Origin of the sequence: Gordonia sp. PS3 (assembly GCF_041950545.1) — a bacterium.
Taxonomy (GTDB): domain Bacteria; phylum Actinomycetota; class Actinomycetes; order Mycobacteriales; family Mycobacteriaceae; genus Gordonia; species Gordonia sihwensis.
This window is the reverse complement of record NZ_CP169524.1, coordinates 161,685-184,991: the sequence shown is the minus strand read 5'-3', so window position 1 is coordinate 184,991 and position 23,307 is coordinate 161,685. Positions and strand designations below refer to the sequence as shown.

Sequence of the window (23,307 nt, the reverse complement as noted above, 5' to 3'; positions counted from 1 at the left end):
TCACTCGTCGTTCAACTCGAACGCCAGCTGGTTGAGCCCTGGATGCTCGGGGTCGAGCCGTAGTCCTTCGAGCACCAGGTCCCACGCCCGTGCGCGCCCGTCGTCGCCGCCCGCCTCCACGGCCATGAGTGCCTGCAGATTCAGTCCGCTCAACGCCAGCGGAAGCCAGTTGGCCGCCGACGACCGCTCCACCACCGACTGCAGCAGCGACTCGGCGCGCTCGGGGTCCGTGGACCGGAGGATGTCGGCGCGAGCGAGATCGAGCCGGGTTCGCTCGAAATCGACCGGACCGTCGACGCTCAGCTCGTCGTAGACGCGCTCGGCGCGCTCCAACAGGCTCTCGGCCGTGGCGTCGTCGCCCCCGAAGTGAGCGGCCAGAGCGGCGGATCTGAGTACCTCGCCGAGATCGTGCTGCGCGCCGAACTCGGCGAACAACTCCGCTGCATGGTCGAAGTCGGCCATCGCCTCGGGGTGCCGTCCGAGATCCATCAGCTCGCCCGCACGCGCCTGATACAGCTGCGCGAGGTACCCGGGATGTTCGTCGCCCACCACCGTGTCGAGCACTCGGGAGAACGAGATCACCGCGTCGTCCGGGAGCCGAGCCGACGATTGCGCTCGGCCGAGCACCGCGAGACCGGCAGCGACGGCATCCTCGTCGCCGCGCTCGGACATCCGGTCGATCACCGGCCGTACCGCCTCGATCACCCGCCGCGCGTCGTCGCCTCGCGAGAGCTGCATCCGGGCCAAGTCGATCAACGCGGCATCGGCTTGATGATCGAGGCCCTCCACCATCCAGACGGCGATCGCCTGCTCCTGATCGGTCACCGCACCGTCGAAGTCCTCGGCCGCCGTGATCCGGAGTTCGGCCCGCTGCGCGAGCAGCGGCGCACGCTGCGCGTACCGGGAGTTCTCGACGGCCTCGTCCAGCAGACGCAACGCCGCCTGCTCGTCGCTCATCGACTGCAGTTGCGCGGCGAATCCCAGGACGCCGGCCAGCTGGGCGTGGGCTTCGAGGCGTTGGTCGGGCGTCGAGGCGGCCGCGACCATCCGGCGGGCTGCGACGAGCGCCGCATCGATCTCGGCGTCGGGAGAGTATCCGGCGGCGGCCCGCATCGACGCCGCCATGATGTGCAGCGCCGCTGCGATCGAGTAGGCATCGGCCTCCGCCGAGCCCGGGCGCGACGCCGTCTCGTCCTCCACGAGGCGGATCTCGCCCGCCAAGCCGCGTCGCAGCGTCTCGATCCCCGCGTCCACCGCACGGCCGGCTCGCTCACCGTCCACGGGTTCGCTCGCCACGGCGACGAAACGCCAGTAGTTCGCCTGAGACAGCGCCGCCCACGCCGGATCCGGGTCCGGCGCCGACAGGAGCCGCTGCGGATCGAGGACGCCCTGTGCCGCCGCCTCCACATCGGCCATGAGTTCGGCCTGCGCCGCCATGGCCGGATACTCCGCGCGCGCCGCGGCCGCAGCCTCCCGCAGTGCCGCCTCTGCGGCGTGACGATCGCTGCGGCGCAGGTCGGACGCCAGCATGATCCGGGCCCGCGCCAGGCTGCGGCCGGTGAGTTCGCCGATCCGGCCCGCGAGTGCCTCGGCGCACGCCTGCGCCCTGCGACTCGAGACCATGGAGAACACGGCCATACCGCTCATCAACTCCTGGGCCGTCCGTTCGGCGACCGGCTTCACCCGGTCGTCGGGCTGGCCCGCGGCGCGGAGCGCCAGGGTCTGCTCGACCCACGTCGAGACCGCGCCGTTGCCGTTGCGGATGTCGAACCCGCGGGCGATGTCGTGCGCCACATCGGCGAGTTCGGCCGCCAGATCGGCCGCCGGTCGGGACCGGGCCGGACGCCCCGGATCGGTGTGATGGGAGATCACGGCGTCCCCGTCGACCGCTGCCGCCGAAGCGAACGCCGCCGACAGCGCCGCCGCCAGCCGCGCCCGGTCGAGCGGCGTGAAGCAGGCGTCCAGATGGGGCAGGCGGCTCACCGCCAGATCCCGTGCCCGCCCGAGCTCACCGACGCGCAACAGCGCGGGAATGGCTTCGGCGTGGCCGGTGGAGCCCGGGAACTCGCCGTAGATCCGGTCGATGTGCTCGGCCGCCAGTACGACGTCGTCGCGCCGGCCGGCGGCGGCGTAAGCACCGATCAGCGCGACATGCGTCTCGGCGGGGAAGAACCCGCATCGCTCGCCGTCGTCCACTAGATCCGGCTCCGACAACTCGAGCGCTCGCGCGTGATCGCCGCACCGGCTGTAGAGCGCCGCGACCATCGCTCGCGCACCCTCCCGGCAGGTGCCGGCCGGCGGAGCGAAGTCCCGGCACTCGTCGAGGAACCGGCGGGCCGCGTCGGGGTCGCCGCGGTGCAGTGCGATCTTCGCGCGCACCACCGCGACCAGCGCATCCGACTCGTAGCCCGTCCCGCGGGTCCGCCGGATCCAGTCGTCGAGCAGATCTCGCACTTGGTCGAGCGACAGTTCGGGGACGTCGGGCACCGATTCGAGGAAGTCGACGAGCGTGGTGTTGAGCTGTTCGAGCTGTGTCGGCTCCAAATCGAGCGTCGCCGCCCGGCGGTCGTGGGCCCGGAGCATCCACGCCAGCAGAGTCAGCACATCGGCCGCGGTCCCCGACCACAGCGCGGCGTAGGAGGCCTCGAGCCGGACGACGAACCGCCAGTAGTCGTCGCCCAGTTCGTCGGCCCGGGCGATCAGCGCGGGAAAGGCCCCGAAATCCTCATGGCCGAACCGCGGATCCCCGTACCGCGCGTGCCAGAGGTCGTTGACGAAACTCTCCAGACGCGGATCGTGCGTCGGTTGGTCGGTCACCTGGCGCCCGCCCGCGTAGCGAGATCCGCCAGCAGCATCACGGCTTCGTCCACGTCCCTGGCCGCATCCGAGGACAACGATCGGTGCGCTCGCACCAACGCCTGGCTGTAGACCGTCCGGACCAGGGCGCCCGCCACCGTCGGATCGGTGATCGACGGCAACCGTCCCACGAGCGTGTTCGCCACGTTCAGCAGCAGCACCGGCCGGCTCGGCACCTGATGGTCGTGCGCGTCGACCGCCGCGACCGCGGCCAACCACGCGTCGGGGTCCCCGGCGACCTCCGACAGCATCTCGCGACGGTCGCCCGCGAGTTTCGCCGAGTCATCGGTCAGCAGCACACCCGAGAGTTCGCCGGGCTCGATGGCCGTCAGATCCACGTCGCAGCCGTACGGCGCCAGCGCGGTTCCCGCCAGGGCGAGGGCACCGGCGAACCGCGTCCGCACATCGTCACCGACGTCTCCCAGCGCGGTCAGCAGCATCTCCTGCGTCACGTACTCGCCGGTGATGTCGGGGTCGGCGGCGATCAACGCGCGGACCACGCCTGTCTCGAAGGCGTAGCCGGCGTTGACCAGGCCGAAACCCCGGCTGCCCAGGATGTCGCCGAGGACGCGGAAGTCATCGACGCTGCCGGTGTACCGCAGGTCGCCGAATCTCGCTCGGAAGGTCGCGAGCGGCATCGGCCCGTAATTGGTCTCGAAGACGCAGTGCCGGTCGACGAAACCCAGCAGTTCCGGCCGGTGGGCCGCGAGCGCCTTGATCCCCTGCTCGTGGACGCTGAGGAACTTCGCTCGTGTGGCCGGCCGCTGCTCGAGCCCGGCGAGCCAGGCCAGAACCTGCGCGCCGAGCGACTCGACGACGTCGTGGAACAGATCGTCGCGCACCACGCTCTCCCTCGACGCGGTCGGAGTCAGTCCGGTGGCATCGACGACGACCCGTACGAAGAACGCCCACTCCGGGAGCAGCTCCGCGAGGTCGCCGACCAGGAGTCCCTTCACGTGGACGCGGTGCTCCGACCGTGCCACGAGGTCTCCGCCGCTGGGCGGAACGAAGGCGACGCCGCGCAGACCCGCTTCGGGGATGTCGACCTGAAAGGTGTCGAGCGGAGTGAATCCGAACTCGTCCTGGCAGTAGGCGACCTGCGCGGCGATCCGGCGGCCCGCCTCCGCCGCGAAGACCTCGACCGGTGGATTGACTCGGCGCCCGTTCACCATGACCGGGGTCGGGTGCAGGGCGGTGTATCGCGCGGCCAGCGAGGCCACGCGGTCGGGATCGAGCCACTGCTCGAAACCCGGACGTGCGCAGATCCGCACGGTGGTGCCGGTCTCGCTCCGGTCTCCCGGTCCGGTCTCGACGGTTCCGGACGCGTCACCCACCCACCGGACCGGGTCGTGTCCTTCGGCCTTCGACGAGACCTCGATCCGGTCTCCGGTCAGGAATCCGCTGAGCAGCCCGACGCCGAACTGGCCGATCGTCGCCTGCTCGGAGAATCCGAGCTCGTCCCGTTTCGAGCTGCGGCCGATGGTCCCCAGCAGCTCGGCGATCTGGTCCGCCCGCATCCCGACGCCGGTGTCGGAGACGACGAACTCGGCCCCGTCGGCCGTGATGACGATGGGTTGATCGACGCTCGGGCGCTCGGTCTGGGCGTCGATCGCGTTCTGAAGCAGCTCCCGGACGAATACGCCCGGGTTGGTGTACAGATTGTTCCCCAGTACATCGATGAGTCCGCGCAGGTCCACATCGAAGACCCCAGTTTGCTCCATGTCTGTCGATGGTAGGGGTCGCCGGTGACACTCCCGGGCCCCGGGATCGGCGAATCCAGTCGCCCGGGCGAGCCGAGGCCGCACCGCCCCGGGACGACGAGCACCCCGCCGATCCGCACGGATCGACGGGGTGCTCGGGTTCGGTGCCCGGTTACAGAGCAGCGATGATGTCTTCGACGCGGTCCTTCGCGTCGCCGAAGAGCATCTGCGTGTTCTCACGGAAGAACAGCGGGTTCTGGACGCCCGCGTAGCCGGCCGCCATCGAACGCTTGAAGACGATCACGTCCTTGGCGTTCCAGACCTCCAGCACCGGCATGCCCGCGATAGGCGAGCCCGGATCCTCCGCGGCAGCCGGGTTCACGGTGTCGTTGGCGCCGATGACCAGCACGACGTCGGTCTCGGGGAAATCGTCGTTGATCTCGTCGAGTTCGAGCACGATGTCGTACGGCAGCTTCGCCTCGGCCAGCAGCACATTCATATGGCCGGGGAGACGACCGGCCACCGGGTGGATGCCGAACCGGACATCGATGCCCTTCGCGCGCAGCCGGGACGTCAGATCCGCGACCGGGTACTGCGCCTGGGCCACCGCCATGCCGTAGCCCGGGGTGATGATCACCGACTTGGCGCCGGACAGAAGCTCTGCGGCAGCCTCCGCGTTGATCTCGCGGTGCTCGCCGTAGTCGGTGTCGTCGGCCGGCCCGGCTTCGATGCCGAAACCGCCGGCGATGACCGAGATGAACGACCGGTTCATCGCCTTGCACATGATGTAGCTCAGGTACGCACCCGACGAGCCGACCAGCGCACCGGTGACGATCAGCAGATCGTTGCCGAGCAGGAAGCCCGAGGCCGCGGCGGCCCAACCGGAGTACGAGTTCAGCATCGAGATGACCACCGGCATGTCGCCGCCGCCGATGGAGGCGACCAGATGCCATCCGAGGAACAGCGCCAGAGCGGTGATCACCGCGAGCAGGATCATCGACGTGGTGTTGTCGTGGGTGTCGGACGCGACGTACACGCCGGTCAGAACCGCGAACACCACCAGCGAACCGACGTTGATGAAGTTCTTGCCCGGAAGCATCAGCGGAGCCGACTTCATCTTGGCCGACAGCTTCAGGTTGGCGACGATCGAACCGGTGAGGGTGACCGCACCGATGAAGATGCCGATCGCGATCTCCGCCTCGTGGATGTTGGTCAGCGACCGCACGTTTCCGGGATCGACGCCTGTGACGTCGAAGCCTTCGATCGCCCCGTTCCAGCCGATGAGCACGGCGGCCAGACCGACGAACGAGTGCAGCAGCGCGATGAGCTCGGGCATGCCGGTCATCTCGACGATCTTGGCGCGCCACAGACCGATCAGCGCGCCGACGACCACGGCGCCGAACATCAGGACGATCGGCACCCACTTCATGTCGAGCGAGTCGAGGTCGACGATGTTCTTCAGGACCAGGACGATGGTGGCGACCAGCGCGATCGCCATGCCGACGATGCCGTAGGTCAGACCGCTCTTGGCCGACTCATGCTTCGACAGTCCGGCGAGCGAAAGGATGAACAGCAGCGATGCGATGACATACGCCGCAACGGTGATTGCAGTGATTCCCATGAGTGATCACGCCCCCTTGCTGAACATGGCGAGCATGCGACGGGTGACCGCGAAGCCACCGAAGATGTTGATCGATGCGACCAGAATCGCGATCGTCGACAGGATCTGAACGGTCACATTGTCGGACGCGATCTGCAACAGCGCACCGACCACGACGACACCGGAGATGGCGTTGGTCACCGACATCAGCGGCGTATGCAGCGCGTGCGCCACATTGCCGATGACGTAGTAGCCGATCACGATCGCCAGCATGAGCACCGTGAAGTGCTGCGGGATCGGCGGCGGCGCAAAGGCCACCACCAGACCGAAGATCACGATCCCGACCAGCGAGAGCGCGACCTTCTTGGCGGGCGACATCGGCTCCTTGGGCGGGGCGACCTCGGCCGGTTCCGCGGCGGCGGCCTTCGGTGCCGCCGACACCTGCACCGGGGGCGGCGGCCACATGCCCTCGCCGTCGCGCGTCACCGTGATGCCGCGCTGGACGACGTCGTCCATGTCCAGCGTCAGCTCACCGTTCTTCTCCGGCGTCAGGAGCTTCAGCAGGTTGACGATGTTGGTGCCGTACAGCTGCGAGGTCTGCGCGGCCAGCCGGCCCGCGAGATCGGTGTAGCCGAGGATCGTGACACCGCCGGGGGTGACGACCTTCTCGTCGGCCACGGTGCCCTCGGCGTTGCCGCCGTTGGCCGCCGCCATGTCGACGATCACCGAACCGTTCTTCATTCCGGCGACGGTGTCGGCGCTCAGCAGTTTCGGTGCCGGACGTCCCGGGATCAGCGCGGTGGTGATGACGATGTCGGCGGCGCGGGCCTCCTCGTCGTACATCGAGGCGGTCGCGGCCTCCTGCTCGGCCGTCATCTCCTTGGCGTAGCCGTCCTCGGACTTCTCCGCCTCGAAGTCGACCTTGACGAACTCGGCGCCCATCGACTCGACCTGCTCGGCCACCTCGGGACGCACGTCGAAGGCACGCACCACGGCGCCCATCGCCGAAGCGGCACCGATCGCCGCCAGACCGGCCACGCCGGCACCGACCACGAACACACGCGCGGGCGGAATCTTGCCCGCCGCGGTCACCTGACCGGTGAACATCCGGCCGAACTCATGTGCGGCCTCGACCACTGCGCGGTAACCCGCGACATTGGCCATCGACGAGAGAACGTCCATGGACTGCGCACGCGAGATACGAGGTACCGCGTCCATCGCCAGCGCGGTGATGCCCGCACTGCGCAGCTTCTCCAGCAGTTCCGGATTACGGGCCGGAGCCATCATCGAGATGAGGACCGCACCGCGCCGCATACGCGCGATCTCGTCGTCCGTCGGGGCGTTGACCTTGACCACGACGTCAGCGGCCCACACCTCGTCGGCCGAACCGACACGGGTGCCCGCCTCAGCGAATGCCGCATCCGGCTGCTCGGCGCGGTCACCGGCGCCGGCCTCGACGATCACCTCGTAGCCGAGCTGCTGCAGCTGCGCCACCGTCTTAGCGGTGGCGGCGACGAGAGTCTCGCCCGCCTTTGATTCCCGGGGGATACCGATCAGCATTTCACTGCCTCTCCCACACTCATATTCAGCTTCACCTTGTCTTACAGAACATGGCGCACGATGATTCGACGCCAACGCTGTAGACGACAGGCGGGAGCCCCACGGGATGTACGGGCGTCTAAGCCTGCGTCGGCCAGTGCTTCATCGAACTCGCGCGACACGCCGCAGGTGGCCACGTGACCGACCCTGCTGATGGAAAACGTGGCATGACGTTAGCACGCCCTGCCACGCGGACCAGGGGCCGGTTAGATACGTCACTTACCGGACAGTAACCCGATTTCGCACGGTCGCTGCATGTGCCGCGTGACGCCCCGCCCGGCGACCGAAGTACGAGCCCTCCCCCAGTTGGGTGCCGCTGGCGTAGCCCTTTCCGTCCTGCGCGAGGTTCGCCGCACAGGCTCCGGCGGCGTACAGTCCGTCGATCACGGAACCCTCCTCGGTCAGCACCTGGCCGTCCAGCGAAGTGGCCATGCCGCCGACGGTGAACCCGGCGTACAGCGCCTTCCCGAGACTCATGTCGAACGCCGCCCAGGGCCCGGTGTCCTGCGGCGCCAGGAACTCGGGGCTCTTGTGGAAGTCCGGATCCTCGCCCTTGGCGGCGTACTCGTTGTACCGATCGAGGGTCGCGTGCAGCGTGGCCCGATCGAGGCCGAGGCCGTCGGCCATCTCGTCGACCGTCTCCCAGCCGTCGATGAAGGGCGCCAGCGGGAACTCTGGCCGCTGCATGTGCGCCTCGTCGACGATGAGGAAGGCGGCGCGGTCGGTCTGGTCCATCACGAATCCGGACGTCCGCGAGTGATAGGAGTCCTCCGCGACGAACCGCTTGCCCTCCTTATTCACGATCAGGCCGGTGAGGAGGATCGACGGCGGGTACACCGGCGCGGTGATGAACGCCTGGTCCATGTGCTTGAGTCCGGCGCCCACCGAGGCGCCCATTCGGATTCCGAGACCGTCGTCGTAGGTGCTGCCGAGCGTGAACGGCTTCTCCGCGAGCTGCGGGACGTACTCGGCGACCATGTCGGGGTTCATGACGAATCCGCCCGCGGCGATCACCACGGCGGAGGCGCGAATGAAACCGTCCTCGCCGCCGGCCTTCCAGTAGGCGCCGACCACGGCACCGGAGTCGTCGACGACGAGCCTGCGCGCCCCGACCTCGTAGCGGATCGGCACGCCCCGCTCGCCGAGACGCTTCACCAGGAGCTCGATCACCATGCCCGCGCCGCCGGTGTCGCCGGGCACGGGCACCTTGTGACCGCGCGGCGCCGGGACGGCCTGTTCGCAGAACGGCCACACCTTCTCGTTGCCGGTGTACATCAGTCCCTGGGTCTGCGGTTGGATGACCGCCTTCTCCGGGTAGTACGAACGCTCGAACTGGAAGCCGAGCGACTCGAGCCAGCCGAAGTGCTCCACGCTGTCGTCGCAGTAGGCCTTGATCTTGTCCGGCTCCGGGTCGCGCGAGACGGCGGTGATGTACTTGGCCATCTCCTCCGCGCTGTCCTGGTGTCCGGTGGCCGTCTGCACCGCGGTGCCACCGCCGAGGTAGAAGTGTCCTCCCGCCATGCAGGTGGTGCCGCCGGCCGCGGCCGATCGCTCGAGCACCAGCACCGACGCTCCGGCCTCCGCCGCTTCGAGCGCCGCGCAGCAGCCGCCGATGCCTGCGCCGATCACCAGCACGTCGACGGTGTCGCTGTACTCGGCGACGTCGGAGGCATTCACGATTTCAGGGAGGTCCAGTCCACTCATGGGAGACAGCCTAGACCAGAAATAGAACGTGTTCTAGAGACTTGGCCCGGCCGGTTCCGGGCCCCTATATAAGCGGAATGACCCGGCACCCCGTTGGGGCGCCGGGCCATCGGCTCGTTCATCTGTCAGACGTTCGACGACGCCAGCTCCGCATCCATCCGAAGGAGGCCGGAGCCGTCCTCGTTCACCAGTTGAAGGCGACCGACGATCTCGCCGACCGTCGCCTCCTCTTCGACCTGCTCGGAGACGAACCAGTCGATGGTCGGCCGAGAGTCGATGTCGCCCTGCTCCTGTGCGAGCCGGTACAGCGCGCGGATCGCTTCCGAGACGTCGCGCTCGGCGTCGAGCGCCACCTCGAAGATCTCGGTGACCGTGTCGGCCTTGACCGACGGAATCGTGATGTCGCCGATGAGCGGGCGGTTGTCGCGGTTGGTCATGTGCTCGATGAGGCGGTCGGCGTGGCTGAGTTCTTCCGAGGAATGACTGCGCATCCACGAAGCCATTCCGGGAAGGTCGCGCAGTTCCAACTCGATTGCCAACTGCCGGTAGAGCATCGCCGATTCGAATTCCCGGGTGATCTGCTTGCTGAACTCGACTTCGAGTTCCTCATTCATTTTCATATCCGCTCCCCTGCATATGAATTCCTCGGCGAGACCTTCGCCGCGATGATTCCACAATAGGCCCGTAAACCGTCTCTGACCAGCGAGGAAAGGGTTACCGAAATGATCTGAGGTTTGGTAATCCTAAGACTCTGTCGACAACCACTACGGCTTACGCGGAGACGCGACGAGACCGGAATCCGCGCAGCCGCAGACTGTTGACGACGACGAATACGGAGGAGAAGGCCATCGCCAGACCGGCCATCATCGGATTGAGCAGAGCTGCGGCGGCCAACGGCAGCGCCGCCACGTTGTAGGCGAACGCCCAGAACAGATTCCCCTTGATGGTGCTGAGTGTCTTGCGCGACAACGCGATCGCGTCGACCACCGCCCACAGGTCACCGCTCACCAACGTGAGATCGCCCGCCTCGATAGCGACGTCGGTGCCGGTTCCCATCGCCAACCCCAAGTCGGCCGAGGCCAGTGCCGCGGCGTCGTTGACACCGTCGCCGACCATCGCGACCACGCGGCCGGACTCCTGCAGGCGGCGGACCGCGTCCACCTTCCCGTCCGGCGTCACATCGGCGATCACCTCGTCGATGCCGACCTGCGCCGCGACATGCCGCGCGGCACCGTCGTTGTCGCCGGTCAGCAGAACCGGGCGCAGCCCCATCCGCTTGAGTTCGGCGATCGCCGCCGCCGACGTGGGCTTGACGGTGTCCGCCACCACGATCACGCCTGCCACCGCGTCGAGATAGGTGACCACGACGGGCGTCGCCCCCTCCGCCGAGGCCGTGGCGATCCGTTCACGCATCCGCTCACCGAGCTGAACGGGGACGTCACGGGGGCCGGTCACGGTGACGCGCAGTCCGTCGATGAACGCGGTCACGCCCGCACCGGCGAGATTGCGGAAGTCCGCCGTCTCGGGAACGTCGAGCCCCAGTTCGGCGACGTGCTTGCAGACCGCGCGGCCGATCGGGTGCTCCGATCCGGACTCCACCGCCGCGGCCCGCGCCAGCAGATCGTCCGCATCCACGCCGTCGGCGGTGATCACGTCGCGGACGGCCATCTCGCCAGTCGTCACGGTGCCGGTCTTGTCCAGCGCCACGGTATCGACTCGGCGAGTCGACTCGAGCACCTCGGGCCCCTTCAGCAGGATGCCGAGTTGGGCTCCCCGGCCGGTCCCGACCATCAGCGCGGTGGGAGTCGCGAGACCGAGCGCGCACGGGCAGGCGATGACCAGCACCGACACCGCGGCCGTCAGCGCCAGCGTCGCGCCGCCGCCGACACCGAGCCAGAAACCGAGCACGCCCGCCGCGATCGCGATCACGACCGGGACGAAGTACGCCGAGATCCGGTCGGCCAATCGTTGCACCTGCGCCTTCCCCGCCTGCGCGTCGGCGACCATCTTCGCCATGTGGGCGAGTGCGGTATCGGCGCCGACCGCCGACGCCTCCACTTCGAGGCGGCCGTGCGCGTTCACCGTGCCGCCGACGACCTTGTCTCTCACCGCCACCTCGACGGGGATCGACTCGCCGGTGAGCATCGACTGATCGACAGCCGAAGCTCCCGAGACCACCCGGCCGTCGGTCGCGATCTTCTCACCCGGCCGGACCACGAATCGCTCTCCGACCTGCAGTTCACCGATCGGCACGGTGATCTCACGCCCGTCGCGCAGCACGGTCACGTCCTTGGCGCCGACTTCGGCGAGCGCGCGCAGCGCGTCACCCGCGCGGAGCTTGGCGCGCTTCTCGAAATAGCGGCCCGCCAGCAGGAAGGTGGTGACTCCCGCCGCGGCCTCCAGGTAGATGTTCGACGATCCGTCGCCGCGGGAGGCGATCAAGTCGAAGCCGTGGGTCATGCCGGGGACGCCGGCATCACCCCAGAACAGGGCGTAGATCGACCACCCGAAAGCGGCGAGGGTGCCGACCGAGACCAGGGTGTCCATGGTGGTGGTGCCGTGCCGGCCTCCGGCGAGCGCCGCCCGATGGAAGGGCAGCGCACCCCACACGACCACGGGTGCCGCGAGGGTCAACGACAGCCACTGCCAGTAGGTGAACTGCCATGCGGGAACCATCGCCAGCGCGATCACCGGAACCGTCAGCACCGCCGACACGATGAGGCGCTGGCGCAGTGCCGCCAGCTCGGCCTCGGCCCGCGACGGCGCCGGATCCTCATCGGCCTGCTCGGCGTCCGTGGCCACCGGACGCACCGGTTCGGCGTCGTATCCGGCCGCCCGGACCGCCTCGATGAGATCGTCGGAGGTCACGTCGCCGTCGTATTCCACGTGCGCCTGCTCGGTGGCGTAGTTGACGGTGGCGGTGACTCCGTCGAGTTTGTTGAGTTTGCGTTCGATCCGGTTGGCACACGAGGCGCACGTCATCCCGATCAGTTCCAGATCGAGTTCCCGGTCGGCGGCGATAGGCTGCGTCATCTGTGCGTTCCCTCCTGGTCGTGCTGCATCTGGGTGCCGTGGGACGGCTGCGGCGCGGTGTCCCAGGGGCCGACGGCCCGGCCGACGCCGAACATCGCCCCGAAGACCACCGCGAGACCGGCTGCGAATGCGACGATCCGCACGCCCGGTCTCGCCGACGCGGTCACTGGACCCGGTAGCCGGCCTCGGCGACAGCAGCGCCGACGGCGGCCGGATCGAGCGGGGCGGCGCTGGTGATGTCGACGCGACCGCTGGCCACATCGACGTCGACCTTCTCCACTCCTGCGATCTCGGAGATCTCATCCCGGACCGAGGCTGCGCAGTGGCCGCAGGTCATGCCGGTGACGGTGACAGTGGTGGTGGTGCTCATGGATTCTCTCCTCATTTGTCTGATCTGGTTGATGTCGTCCGTCGGGAAACGGACTCGGCCGCGGTCAGGACTTGACCAGGCGGGTGATGGCCTTCATGGCCTCATCGACCTTGGCCGCGGCGGCCTCGTCGCTTTCGCGTGCGGCTTCGACCACACAGTGGTTCATGTGGTCGTGCAGCAGCCCGAGCCCCACGGACTCGAGCGCCTTGGTCATCGCCGACACCTGCGTGAGGATGTCGATGCAGTACGCCTCCTCCTCGACCATTCGCTGAAGACCTCGGGCCTGACCCTCGATCAGCTTGAGCCGACGGATGAACTTGTCCTTCTCGGGCAGGTATCCGTGACCGGTGTGCCCACCGCCTGCATGGTCGTGGGCGGTCGCCGTCTCGTCGGTGGTCATCCCGCCTCCCTTCGATACCCCCGGTGGGTATCTCAGTCACAGTTCTACTCCGAAATTCGGCGTACATCTACCCCCTAGGGGTATCGAATTTCAGGAGGGCGCGCGGTACACGAAAACTTTGGCTTCCGGACCGGGCTGACAGAACGGTGCGGGAGCCAAAAAATCCGGCGACGGGCCGGAGTCGATTCAGCAGGAGGGTTTGAGCGCGTCCGCGAGACGGCCCAGCGATTCGGCGACATCGAGGAGCGCCGCCGACACCTCGCCGTCTTGAGCGGCCTCGGGAAGCGACCGCACGTGCGCGGCCGCGTCTTCGACGACTTCCGCCACCGACCACACGTCGGAGTCGCCCGGCAGTGGTCGGCGCGCGACCGGGATGCCCATCCGCACGGGATCCCAACTAGAGGAGATCACCTCGACCATCGGGGTGGTGAGCACCGAGGCCGCGCCGGGCCGGACCTCGAGCATGTTCGGGTCCACAGTGGCCGCACCGGCGGAGTCCTCCGCATCGTGCGCCGCCCGATGCCTGCTGCGGCCGGCCTCGGCCGGCCGAGGTGCCGGATCCGCGTCCTCACGCAGCCGCCGCCGACGCCCCCGCTTCGGTTCGGCGTCCGGCGCCTCCACCACCTCCGCATCGATCACCTGCTCCGCCGGTTCGAAGCGCGCGGGACCGGAGACCACCGCCTCCGGCGCGCGCGGACCGTCCGGACGGTGCTCGGCGACGTAGTCACCGCGCGACTGCGGCCATGCGGGTGCGGCCGGGTGGAAACTGCTCTCGGGAAAGACCAGCAGATCCGTGGTCGGCAGATCCCGGAGGCTGGGCATCCCCGCGAAGAGATCGTCGAGCGCCGAGACGCTGAACGACTCGTCCTCGGGCGGCAGCGGCGGCGGTGATGCCGGGGCGGACCGAGGCTCCGGCACAGGCGCCGGTGCGGGCGCGCTGTCCACGACCGGCTCGGCCGGGAAGTCGCGGCCCACCGGCGCGGCGTACCGGTGCGGACCGCCGTGACCGGCGAAGAACAGACACGGCGCACCGTCGAGAGCCTGCGAGGGACACTCGAACTCCTCGGCGAGGGTCTGCGCACCGCGCGCGTAGTCGTCCCACATCAGCCAGCGACGGCGACCGGAATGGCTCTGCGCGCCGTCGGATCCGTGGGCGCCGTCATGACCGGCGGGCAGCACGCAGGCCACGAGCCAATCGTGGGAGGGCGTCAGATGCAGTGCGGAGCGCTCATCGGGAGTGGCGACGATCGACGACCAGCAACCACCACCGCGCATTGCACATCACCTTCCCGTGAGTTCCCCGATCGAGTCTACGGAGCCCCTCCGACACTGGCCATAGGCTCGGCAGATCCGGCACAGGTCACCGGCCGGAGGCGCGGGACGCTGCGCATCCGGCCTTCGACGAGGGCGAAGTACCGCGGCTGCGGCGCCTCCTCGCTCCCGGGGAAGTCCGAACGGTAGTGACAGCCGCGCGACTCCCGGCGCTCGAGCGCGGCTGCGACCACCGCACGCGCCGCCAGGGTGAGGTTGGCGTCCTCGATGTCGGCCACGGTCGCGAGACCGCGAAGGGGTGCGGCCTCGAGCAGCGCACCGACCGACGCCAGGCCCTCGGCGTTCCGGTCGAGCGCGGCCGCCTCCGACATCGCGTCCTGCAACTCGATCCTGTCGCATGCGGGCAGGACAGGCGGCGCGCAGGCCGGCACTCGCGGCGGCTCGACCGCCGCGAGTTCGACCGCCGCCAGTGCCGCCGACCGGCCCATGACCAGCCCTTCGAGAAGGCTGTTGGACGCCAGCCGGTTGGCGCCGTGCAACCCTGTGCGCGCCACCTCCCCGGCCGCGAGCAGACCCGGCACGCTGGTACGACCGTCGCTGTCGGTCACCACACCTCCGCAGAGGTAGTGCGCGCCGGGGACCACCGGCAGCCGCCCGCCCGCGAGGTCGAGCCCCGAGGCCCGCACACCGGCCGTGACAGTCGGGAACCGGCGCTCGAAGTCCTCCACTCCCGAGATGTCGAGCCAGACGTGCGGCCGACCGGTCCGCCGCATCGCCGCGGTGACCGCCCGTGCGACAACGTCCCGCGGGGCGAGATCGCCCTGCGGGTGCACGCCGGCGGTCACCGGGGCGCCGTGGTCGTCCACCAGCACGCCGCCCTCCCCGCGCACGGCCTCGCTGACCAGCGTGCGCCTGCCCCGCGTCCCGGGCACGTACAGCATGGTGGGATGGAACTGGACGAATTCGAGGTCGGCGACCTGTGCTCCGGCCCGAAGCGCCAGCGCCACACCGTCACCGGTCGACGCAGCGGGGTTCGTGGTGGCCGAGTACACGTGACCGAGACCGCCGGTCGCGAGCAGCACCGCCGGCGCCCGGACCACCCCGCGACCGCCGGCGGTGACGAACTCCAGCCCCGCGGCGCGACCGTCGCCGGTGAGGATCGCGGTGGCCGAGGCGTGATCGATGACTCGGATCGGCGCCGCGGCGACCGCGGAGGCGAGCGCCTGCTGCACCCGCGCGCCGGTGGCGTCGCCGCCTGCGTGGATGATGCGACGGACGCTGTGGCCGCCCTCCCTGGTCCGCAGGAACCGGCCGTCGGCCCCCAAGTCGAACTCCGCGCCCCAGCCGACCAACTGGGTCACCGCCGGCCAGCCCCCGGCCAGGATCGGCTCCGTCGCCACCGGATCGGTGAGTCCGGCACCGGCGGCCAGTGTGTCGGCCAGATGCAGGGCCACCGAGTCGCCGGGGTTCCCGGGCTCCACCACCGCGATGCCGCCCTGCGCGTAGAAGGTGGACGCGGAGTGCTCCGCGCCCGGCTGCGCCCATGTACGCCCCTTGGTCAGCACCGTCACCGTCAGCCCGCGGGCCGCAGCCGTCAGCGCAGCCGTCAGCCCCGCCACACCCGCGCCGACCACCACGAGGTCGGCGCGACTCTCCTCGACCATGCTGAGCTCCCAACGAAAGGCGATCGACAGGTTATCGACTGTCGATCGAAAACATGCGGTCGAGACTACGCCGCCGTGAGCCGGAGCACTAGTGGCCCCCTGCCTCGACCCCGACACGACGACCGCCGCGTCGGCCCGGCGGTCGGCGCCCATTCGCCCACTACACTTGGGCAACTGTGATGACCAATCAGGAATCCCCCAGCGCGCAGGCACGCCCCGGCCTGCCCAGCGTCTCGGCGGTCACCGAGGTCACCCGCTTCACCACCACCGCCGGCCACGCCGCGGCCGGCGCCGGGCGGCTGGCGCTCGGCGCGGTGACCGGACTGCTGCGCGGGCGCCCGCCGGGCACCTCCGACGTCGCCCATGAGGTGCGCCGGACGTTCGAGCACCTCGGTCCCACCTACGTGAAGCTCGGTCAGCTGATCGCGTCCAGCCCGGGAGTGTTCGGCAACACCATGGCCGACGAATTCGAGACCCTGCTCGACCGAGTCCGACCGGCCGACCCCGCGCTGGTGCGGCAGGTCTTCGTCGAAGAACTCGGCGCCGAGCCCGAAGCGGTCTTCGCGCAGTTCGATCCGGTACCGATCGCGTCGGCCTCGATCGCCCAGGTCCACACCGCGACGCTGGCATCGGGCGAAGAGGTGGTCGTCAAGATCCAGCGACCGGGCATCGCCGACCGGCTGGCGCCCGACGTCGCGATTCTGGAACGTCTGGCCGGGCTCGTGGAGATGTCCGAGTACGGCCGCATGCTCAGCGCGCGCCACGTGGTCGAGGACTTCGCCGACGGACTCGGTTCCGAGCTCGACTTCCGCAACGAGGCCGCCACCATGGCCGAGTGGTTCGAATGTCTGCAGCCCGGTCCCTTCGGCGACCGAGTCCGGGTCCCGCGCGTGTACGGCGAGCTCACCACCGCTCGGGTGCTGACCATGGAGCGGATCCACGCCACCCGGATCGACGACGTCCGCGCCGTCCGGGCCGCGGGGCACGACGGTGTGGCACTGTGCCGCAATCTGCTCCTCTCACTTCTCGATTCGGCATTCCACGGCGGACTGTTCCACGGCGATCTGCACGCGGGGAACGTCCTCGTCGACGACCAGGGGAAGCTGGTGATGCTCGATTTCGGCATCGTCGGCCGGTTCGACGCGCGCACCCGCCGCATCCTCCGGCAACTGGTCGTCGACCTCATCGTCAAACAGGACTACGATGCCGCCGGACGCGCGATCTTCCTGTTGGGCGCGGTGCACAATCCGGGGTCGACGGCCCAGGGCGGCGCCGACATCGAGAAGGTGGCCGCACCGTTGTCTGCCACCGACATGGCCTCGATGTCGTACACCGATCTGGGGCGCCGGCTCGCCGCAGTCGCGAAAGCCCACGACGCGCGGCTTCCGCGGGAGTTGGTGCTCGTCGGCAAACAACTGTTGTATGTAGAGAAATACATGAAGCTGCTGGCTCCGCGCTGGAAGGCGATCTCCGATCGCGAGATCTACGGCTACATGGCGGGAATCATGAAGGAAGCCGAACGCGACCGACGTGGTCGCCGGCCGGCGTCCGACACGACGAAGAGCTGACCGAAGCACGCAGATCGACCGATACAGAGGAGACGACCCGATATGAAACGTGCCGCGCTGGCATTGCTTGCCTTCCTCGGCGTCGCGTGCATCGTCGCGGCCATCGCCGTCCCCACCTACCTGGTGCCGAGGCTGAAGGTGGTGCCCCTCGACCTCGACATCACGTCGGTCGCGACCACCGTTCCCACCGACGGTGACTCGGCGAACCGCTTCCCGGCCACCATCTTCGACCGTTGCTCGGTCACCAAGTCCAAGGCTGCGACTCTCGAGGCTCATCTGACGCAGCAGCGGCGGTCGGTCATCGTCGAGCCGTCGAACAAGGACCAGGCGACGGTGCAGTCCGGCCAGACGGTCCAGATCGACCGCGTCCGCGACGCCGCGGGCAAGGAGAGCGACCCGACGATGGCGTCGAGCGACGCCGACCGCAAGTGCAACGACGGCCTGCTGAACGCGACAGTCGACCGAGTGTCGGTGAATCGCAAGACATCCGCGCCCAACGGTGCAGTGAGCGAACTGCAGCTGGAGGCGGTCCCGGAGGGCGGCAACGTCGAGGAGGCCTCGGTGAAGCTGGAGGACCGCAAGGGCTTCCAGTACAAGTTCGGATTCGACGTCGGCAAGCGCGAGTACTACTACTACGACACCACCACCCGTCAGGACGCGATCGCCAAGTACGTCGGCGAGAAGACCATCGACGGCGTCAAGACCTACCATTTCGTCGCCGACGTTCCCGAGACCGACCTCTCGAATCTCCCGAATCCGCAGGGCGACGCACCGCTCGGCACCATCCTGGACATGCCTGCCAAGTGGTGGGGCATCAAGGGCAAGGGCGTCAAGCCGAACGACATCGTCACGATGCACCGCTACGCCAAGGCCACGCGCAATGTGTACGTGGAGCCCGTCACCGGCACCATCGTCTACGGCGAAGAGGACCAGGAGCAGTACTTCAAGTCGCCGGACGACAGCGACGACTCGCCGCGCGCCGTCCGCGACTTCCGCATGGATGCGCTGAAGGGCACGTTCAAGTGGAACGACGAGACGGTCTCGCACCAGGCGCAGCGGGCCCAGAGCTACCTCGACCAGCTCAAGTGGGGCGGCACGATCACGCCGATCATCCTCGGTGTGCTCGGTGCGCTGTTCCTGATCGCCTGGGCCGTGCTGGTGTGGCTGGGGCGCCGACGCGGCGACGGGCCGGACGACGCCGACCAGACCCGCGGCGACGAGCCGACGCCGGATGACGGTGGTGCGGGCGAAGCCGCGAGCCCGGAGGCCCAGACCACGGTGATTCCGACGCCGCAGGGCGGGCCGTACGAGCAGTACTCCGCCGGTGAGACGACGACGGTGCTGCCGCAGACTCCGCAGGAGCCGTCCACCCAGGCCATCGGCGGCTACGGTGCGATCTCGTCACCGATGGATGAGGCCCAGACCCAGTCGTTCGGGGCTCCCGCCGACGGATTCGCCCCGATCCCGGGATCTGAGGGCGCGCAGTCCGGTTCGCCTTATCCGTTCGCCGATCCGACGCGCCCGATGCCCGACGTGGAGCGCTACCGCACCCCCGACCAGGATCAGCCGGGCCGGCACGAGCGCTGACCGACGGCCCCGTCCGGCCGGATGCGTGATCCGGCCGGACGGCGGCGATCAGAGGCGCGACTGTCGGGCCACCGCCCGTCCCGCGGCGCGCCCGGAGAAGATGCAGCCGCCGAGGAAGGTTCCTTCGAGCGCGTTGTAGCCGTGAACGCCGCCCCCGCCGAAGCCGGCGACCTCGCCCGCGGCGTACAGACCGTCGAAGGCGCTGCCGTCGGGACGCATCACCTGCGAGTCGAGATTGGTCTCGAGACCGCCCAGCGTCTTCCTGGTGAGGATGTTGAGGCGCACCGCGATCAGCGGGCCGTGTGCGGGATCGAGTAGACGGTGCGGCTTGGCGACGCGGACCACCTTGTCGCCCAGGTAGTTCCGCGCATTGTGCACCGCCATCATCTGCGCGTCTTTGCTGTAGGAGTTCTCTACCTGTGAATCTCGCGCGGAGATGAGCCGTTCGAGGGACTGGAGATCGACGTGGCCACCGCGGCCGATCTCGTTCATCCCGGCCACCAGATCCGAGAGATTGTCGCGGACCACGAAGTCGACTCCGTGCCGAGTGAAAGCCTCCACCGGCCCCGGCATCCCCTTGGCCAGGCGGCTCCTCGCCGCGGTCTTCAGCGACTTCTCCGTGATGTCGGGGTTCTGTTCGGATCCCGACAGCGCGAACTCCTTCTCGATGATCGACTTGGTGAGGACGAACCACGAGTAGTCGTAGCCGGTGTCCAGAATCGCCTTCATGGTGGCGTTGGTGTCGAAACCGGGGAAGTTGGGCGCGGGGAGACGATTTCCGTTCGCGTCGAGCCACAGCGACGAGGGGCCGGGAATGATGCGGATGGCGTGGTCGGACCAGATCGGGTTCCAGTTCATGATGCCCTCGGTGTAATGCCACATCCGGTCGCGATTGACGATGTTTCCGCCCGCGGCCTCGGTGATCCCGAGCATGCGTCCGTCCACGTAGTCGGGAACGCCCGCGATCATGAACTCCGGCGCGGGGCCGAGCCGCTCGGTGGGCCAGTTCTCGCGGACGAGGTCGTGGTTGTGACCGATGCCGCCGGAGGTGACGATCACTGCCCCCGCCCGCAGCTCGAAGTCTTTGACCTCGGTGCGAGAGCTCGGTACGCCGCGCTCGGCGTCGGTGGGCTCGAGGACCCGCCCACGCACCCCGACCGCCGCACGGTCCTCAACGATCAGTTCATCGACCCGGTGCCGGAACGCGAAGGTGACCAGTCCCCGCTTCTCCGCCTCGAGTACCGGCTCGGCGAAGATGCGGACCACCTCGGGCCCGGTGCCCCAGGTGAGGTGGAACCGCGGCACGGAGTTGCCGTGGCCGTCGGCGAATCCGCCCCCGCGCTCGGCCCATCCGACCACCGGTGTGAAACGGAGACCGAGATCGTGCAGGTACTGCCGCTTGATCGTCGACGCGAACTCGACGTAGGCCCGCGCCCACTGCCGCGGCCAGTAGTCCTCGTCGTCGCGGTCGAAGCCGGCCGATCCCATCCAGTCCTGGAGAGCGAGGTCGGGCGAGTCCTTGATGCCGAGCCGACGCTGTTCGGGACTGTCGACGAGGAAGAGTCCACCCAGTGACCAGAACGCCTGGCCGCCGAGATTCTGTCGATTCTCCTGATCGACGACGACCACCGTGCGCCCCGCCTTGGTCAGTTCGTAGGTGGCGACCAGTCCCGCCAACCCCGCGCCCACCACAATGGCGTCCGCCGCTTGCGTCTGCTTCAACACCCGACTCGTCCTCTCCGCGAAGATGTGTGGCCCATCGCACAGGCCGTCGGGACTGACACTACCCGCGCCGGCCGGGGCCGCCGACGGGCGGAAGTCCCACGCGCACCGGGCGAGAGCGGGGACGTCCCGCGGCGACCGAACTCGCCACGCCGCGGCGCGCACGGCCCGATACTGAGACGACACGCACGATTCGTCTGACGAGGAGGCACCCGTGGCCGCACCGACCCCGACCGTTCATTCCGCGGCAGCCGATCCCGTCACCTGGGCGTCGATGGCGCGGGGCGTCCTGGGGCTGCTGCGCGACGTTCCGGTCCTGGCCCGGCAACGGCCGTCGCTCATTCATTTCGACGAACACCGGAGATGGAGTGTGGGCCGGGCCTTCGCCGCGGCGGCGGCACGCCATCCCGATCGTCCCTTCCTCCGCACCGGCGGCACCGTCCACACGTACGGCGAGTGCAACCGCCGCGCCAACCGGTGGTCGGCCGTGCTGGCCGAGCACGGGGTCCGCCGCGGCGACGTGGTCGCGGTGATGGCGCACAACAGTCCGGAATGCGTGATCGCGATGCTCGCGATCGTCAAGCTCGGCGCGGTGACGGGAATGGTGAACCACACGCAGCCGGGCGACGCCCTGGATCACAGCTTCGGTGTGCTCGACGACGCGAACCGCCGCGGCGCCCGGCTCGTCGTACTCCACGACGACGAATGCGGCGAGCAACTCGGCGCCCTCACCGGCGTCGACACCGATCCGATCGCCCTGGCCGAGATGGACGCGCGGGGCTCCGCGCTCGCGGCCCGGAATCCCGCGGTGCAAGCGGACCCGCGTGCGACCGCGGATGTGCGAGCCGACGACCCCGCGTATTACATCTTCACCTCGGGTACCACCGGCTGGCCCAAGGCCAGCGTGATGAGCCACGGGCGCTGGCAGACCGCGATGAACGGATTCTCGATGGGCCTGCGGCTGCGGTCCGACGACGTCCTGTTCGTCACGCTGCCCTTTTATCACAACAACGCGCTGACGGTCTGTGTCGCGACGGCGCTCGCGGCCGGCGCCTGCCTGGCCATCAGTCCGAAGTTCTCGGCGAGCCGCTTCTGGGACGAGGCCATCGAGAACGAGGCGACGGCCTTCTGCTACATCGGCGAACTCTGCCGCTACCTGCTGGCTCAGCCGCCCCGGCCCACCGACCGCGCGCATTCGATCCGGCTGGCCGCGGGCAACGGCCTGCGCCCGGAGATCTGGGACGAATTCGCCGACCGGTTCGGGATCGACCGGATCGTCGAGTTCTACGCCGCGAGCGAATCGAACATCGGGTTCGTCAACATCCTCGATCAGCGCAAGACCGTCGGCTTCTGTCCCCTGCCGTACATCGTGGTCGAAGCGGACGAAGCGACCGGACTGCCGGTCCGCGGCCCCGACGGCCGCGTGATCGAGGTCCCGAAGGGCACACCCGGACTGCTGCTCGGGAAGATCACCCGGCTGGCCCGGATCGACGGATACACCGATCCCGCCGCCACCGAGAAGAAGATCGTCCGCGACGCCCTCAAGGACGGCGACTCCTACTTCAACACCGGCGATCTGGTGGCCGACGTCGGGTTCCGGCACGTCGCCTTCGTCGACCGCCTCGGCGACACCTTCCGCTGGAAGGGCGAGAACGTGGCGACCACCCAGGTGGAGGCCGCACTGAACGCGGTGCCCGGCGTCGCCGAGTCGGTGGTCTACGGGGTGGCGGTGCCGGGTGCCGACGGTCGCGCCGGGATGGCCGCGGTGGTCGTCGAGGACGACTTCGACCCCCGGCTGGTCGCAGCCGAGCTGCGCGCCCGGCTACCGCACTACGCGGTGCCGCTGTACCTCCGGGTGGTGCCGGCGCTGGCCCGCACGTCGACCTTCAAGAATCAGCGCGTTGCGCTCCGCGAGGAGGGCTACGCGAATACCGGCGCGGACCCCGTGTACGAGCTCGGCGATGACGGCTACGTCCGGATGGCCTGAATCCGGCGCCGTCGCCGACAAATCCCGCGGGGTTTATCGATTTGTGACCTGACCGCCGCAAACGGGTCCCGAAACGGCTACGACCAGCACCGAATCGCCCTCTTGCCTTTGCAGCAGCGTCGGGAGTCCGTTAATCTCACCACTCGTGCGGGGGTGCTGCGGGTCGATCGACCCGCAGCGACTCGGGCCGATCGGCTCACGGATCGAGATCGGGGCACCGCTCCGGCCCCGATCCGGTGACACGA

At 68.9% G+C, this 23,307-nt stretch carries 16 protein-coding genes; 3 read left to right on the top strand and 13 right to left on the bottom strand.

The annotated features are described in order from the left end of the window. The 12 genes from ACE11G_RS00845 to nadB all read right to left on the bottom strand — a co-directional run bounded on the left by ACE11G_RS00845 (nt 1) and on the right by nadB (nt 16,198). A complete protein-coding gene (locus ACE11G_RS00845) occupies nt 1-2,817 on the bottom strand; it encodes a hypothetical protein (protein WP_045538105.1) in 2,817 nt (938 codons plus the stop codon). Beyond that, nucleotides 2,814-4,577 (bottom strand): HSP90 family protein, encoded by a 1,764-nt coding sequence (locus ACE11G_RS00840; RefSeq protein ID WP_045538107.1) that lies wholly within the window; start codon nt 4,575-4,577, stop codon nt 2,814-2,816. The genes ACE11G_RS00845 and ACE11G_RS00840 overlap by 4 nt, the downstream gene beginning before the upstream one ends. A gap of 151 nt (nt 4,578-4,728) precedes the next feature. Further along, nucleotides 4,729-6,177 (bottom strand): Re/Si-specific NAD(P)(+) transhydrogenase subunit beta, encoded by a 1,449-nt coding sequence (pntB, locus tag ACE11G_RS00835; RefSeq protein WP_006896880.1) that lies wholly within the window; start codon nt 6,175-6,177, stop codon nt 4,729-4,731. Between the two features lie 6 nt (nt 6,178-6,183). After that, complete coding sequence (locus tag ACE11G_RS00830; RefSeq protein WP_045538109.1) at nt 6,184-7,716, bottom strand: Re/Si-specific NAD(P)(+) transhydrogenase subunit alpha; 1,533 nt, start codon at nt 7,714-7,716, stop codon at nt 6,184-6,186. 258 nt (nt 7,717-7,974) lie between these two features. Continuing rightward, nucleotides 7,975-9,459, bottom strand: coding sequence for an FAD-binding protein (locus tag ACE11G_RS00825; RefSeq protein WP_045538111.1), 1,485 nt, complete (start codon nt 9,457-9,459; stop codon nt 7,975-7,977). Between the two features lie 125 nt (nt 9,460-9,584). Next, the gene (locus ACE11G_RS00820) at nt 9,585-10,073 is read right to left on the bottom strand and encodes a ferritin (protein WP_082083933.1); all 489 of its coding nucleotides are present in this window, start codon (nt 10,071-10,073) and stop codon (nt 9,585-9,587) included. Between the two features lie 157 nt (nt 10,074-10,230). Beyond that, a complete protein-coding gene (locus ACE11G_RS00815) occupies nt 10,231-12,492 on the bottom strand; it encodes a cation-translocating P-type ATPase (RefSeq protein ID WP_045538114.1) in 2,262 nt (753 codons plus the stop codon). Beyond that, nucleotides 12,489-12,635: a hypothetical protein gene (locus ACE11G_RS00810; RefSeq protein ID WP_197078061.1), complete on the bottom strand. Its 147-nt coding sequence runs from the start codon at nt 12,633-12,635 to the stop codon at nt 12,489-12,491. Before ACE11G_RS00810 ends, ACE11G_RS00815 begins: the two co-directional genes overlap by 4 nt. Before the next feature lie 20 nt (nt 12,636-12,655). Continuing rightward, the gene (locus ACE11G_RS00805) at nt 12,656-12,862 is read right to left on the bottom strand and encodes a heavy-metal-associated domain-containing protein (RefSeq protein WP_045538116.1); all 207 of its coding nucleotides are present in this window, start codon (nt 12,860-12,862) and stop codon (nt 12,656-12,658) included. Between the two features lie 64 nt (nt 12,863-12,926). Continuing rightward, the gene (locus ACE11G_RS00800) at nt 12,927-13,262 is read right to left on the bottom strand and encodes a metal-sensitive transcriptional regulator (protein ID WP_045538118.1); all 336 of its coding nucleotides are present in this window, start codon (nt 13,260-13,262) and stop codon (nt 12,927-12,929) included. Nucleotides 13,263-13,448: 186 nt separating this feature from the next. Further along, the gene (locus tag ACE11G_RS00795) at nt 13,449-14,537 is read right to left on the bottom strand and encodes a hypothetical protein (protein ID WP_062367236.1); all 1,089 of its coding nucleotides are present in this window, start codon (nt 14,535-14,537) and stop codon (nt 13,449-13,451) included. Nucleotides 14,538-14,572: 35 nt separating this feature from the next. After that, nucleotides 14,573-16,198 carry an L-aspartate oxidase gene (nadB, locus tag ACE11G_RS00790; RefSeq protein WP_375003341.1) on the bottom strand — a complete coding sequence of 542 codons (1,626 nt, stop codon included), beginning with the start codon at nt 16,196-16,198 and terminating at the stop codon, nt 14,573-14,575. A 179-nt stretch (nt 16,199-16,377) separates the two neighbouring features. Here nadB and ACE11G_RS00785 point away from each other — a divergent pair, with 179 nt between their 5' ends. Together ACE11G_RS00785 and ACE11G_RS00780 are read left to right on the top strand one after the other, a co-directional pair. Beyond that, the gene (locus tag ACE11G_RS00785) at nt 16,378-17,766 is read left to right on the top strand and encodes an AarF/ABC1/UbiB kinase family protein (RefSeq protein WP_006896890.1); all 1,389 of its coding nucleotides are present in this window, start codon (nt 16,378-16,380) and stop codon (nt 17,764-17,766) included. A 42-nt stretch (nt 17,767-17,808) separates the two neighbouring features. Continuing rightward, nucleotides 17,809-19,353: a DUF3068 domain-containing protein gene (locus tag ACE11G_RS00780; RefSeq protein ID WP_006896891.1), complete on the top strand. Its 1,545-nt coding sequence runs from the start codon at nt 17,809-17,811 to the stop codon at nt 19,351-19,353. 48 nt (nt 19,354-19,401) lie between these two features. On the opposite strand, the gene ACE11G_RS00775 is transcribed toward ACE11G_RS00780, so the two are convergent. Then, entirely contained in the window at nt 19,402-21,078 is a 1,677-nt protein-coding gene (locus ACE11G_RS00775) for an FAD-binding dehydrogenase (RefSeq protein WP_006896892.1), read from the bottom strand. A 211-nt stretch (nt 21,079-21,289) separates the two neighbouring features. On the opposite strand from ACE11G_RS00775, the gene ACE11G_RS00770 reads away from it, so the two are divergent. Beyond that, on the top strand, nt 21,290-23,062 hold the full coding sequence (locus ACE11G_RS00770) for a long-chain-acyl-CoA synthetase (protein ID WP_006896893.1): 1,773 nt from the start codon (nt 21,290-21,292) through the stop codon (nt 23,060-23,062). Nucleotides 23,063-23,307: the final 245 nt, after the last annotated feature.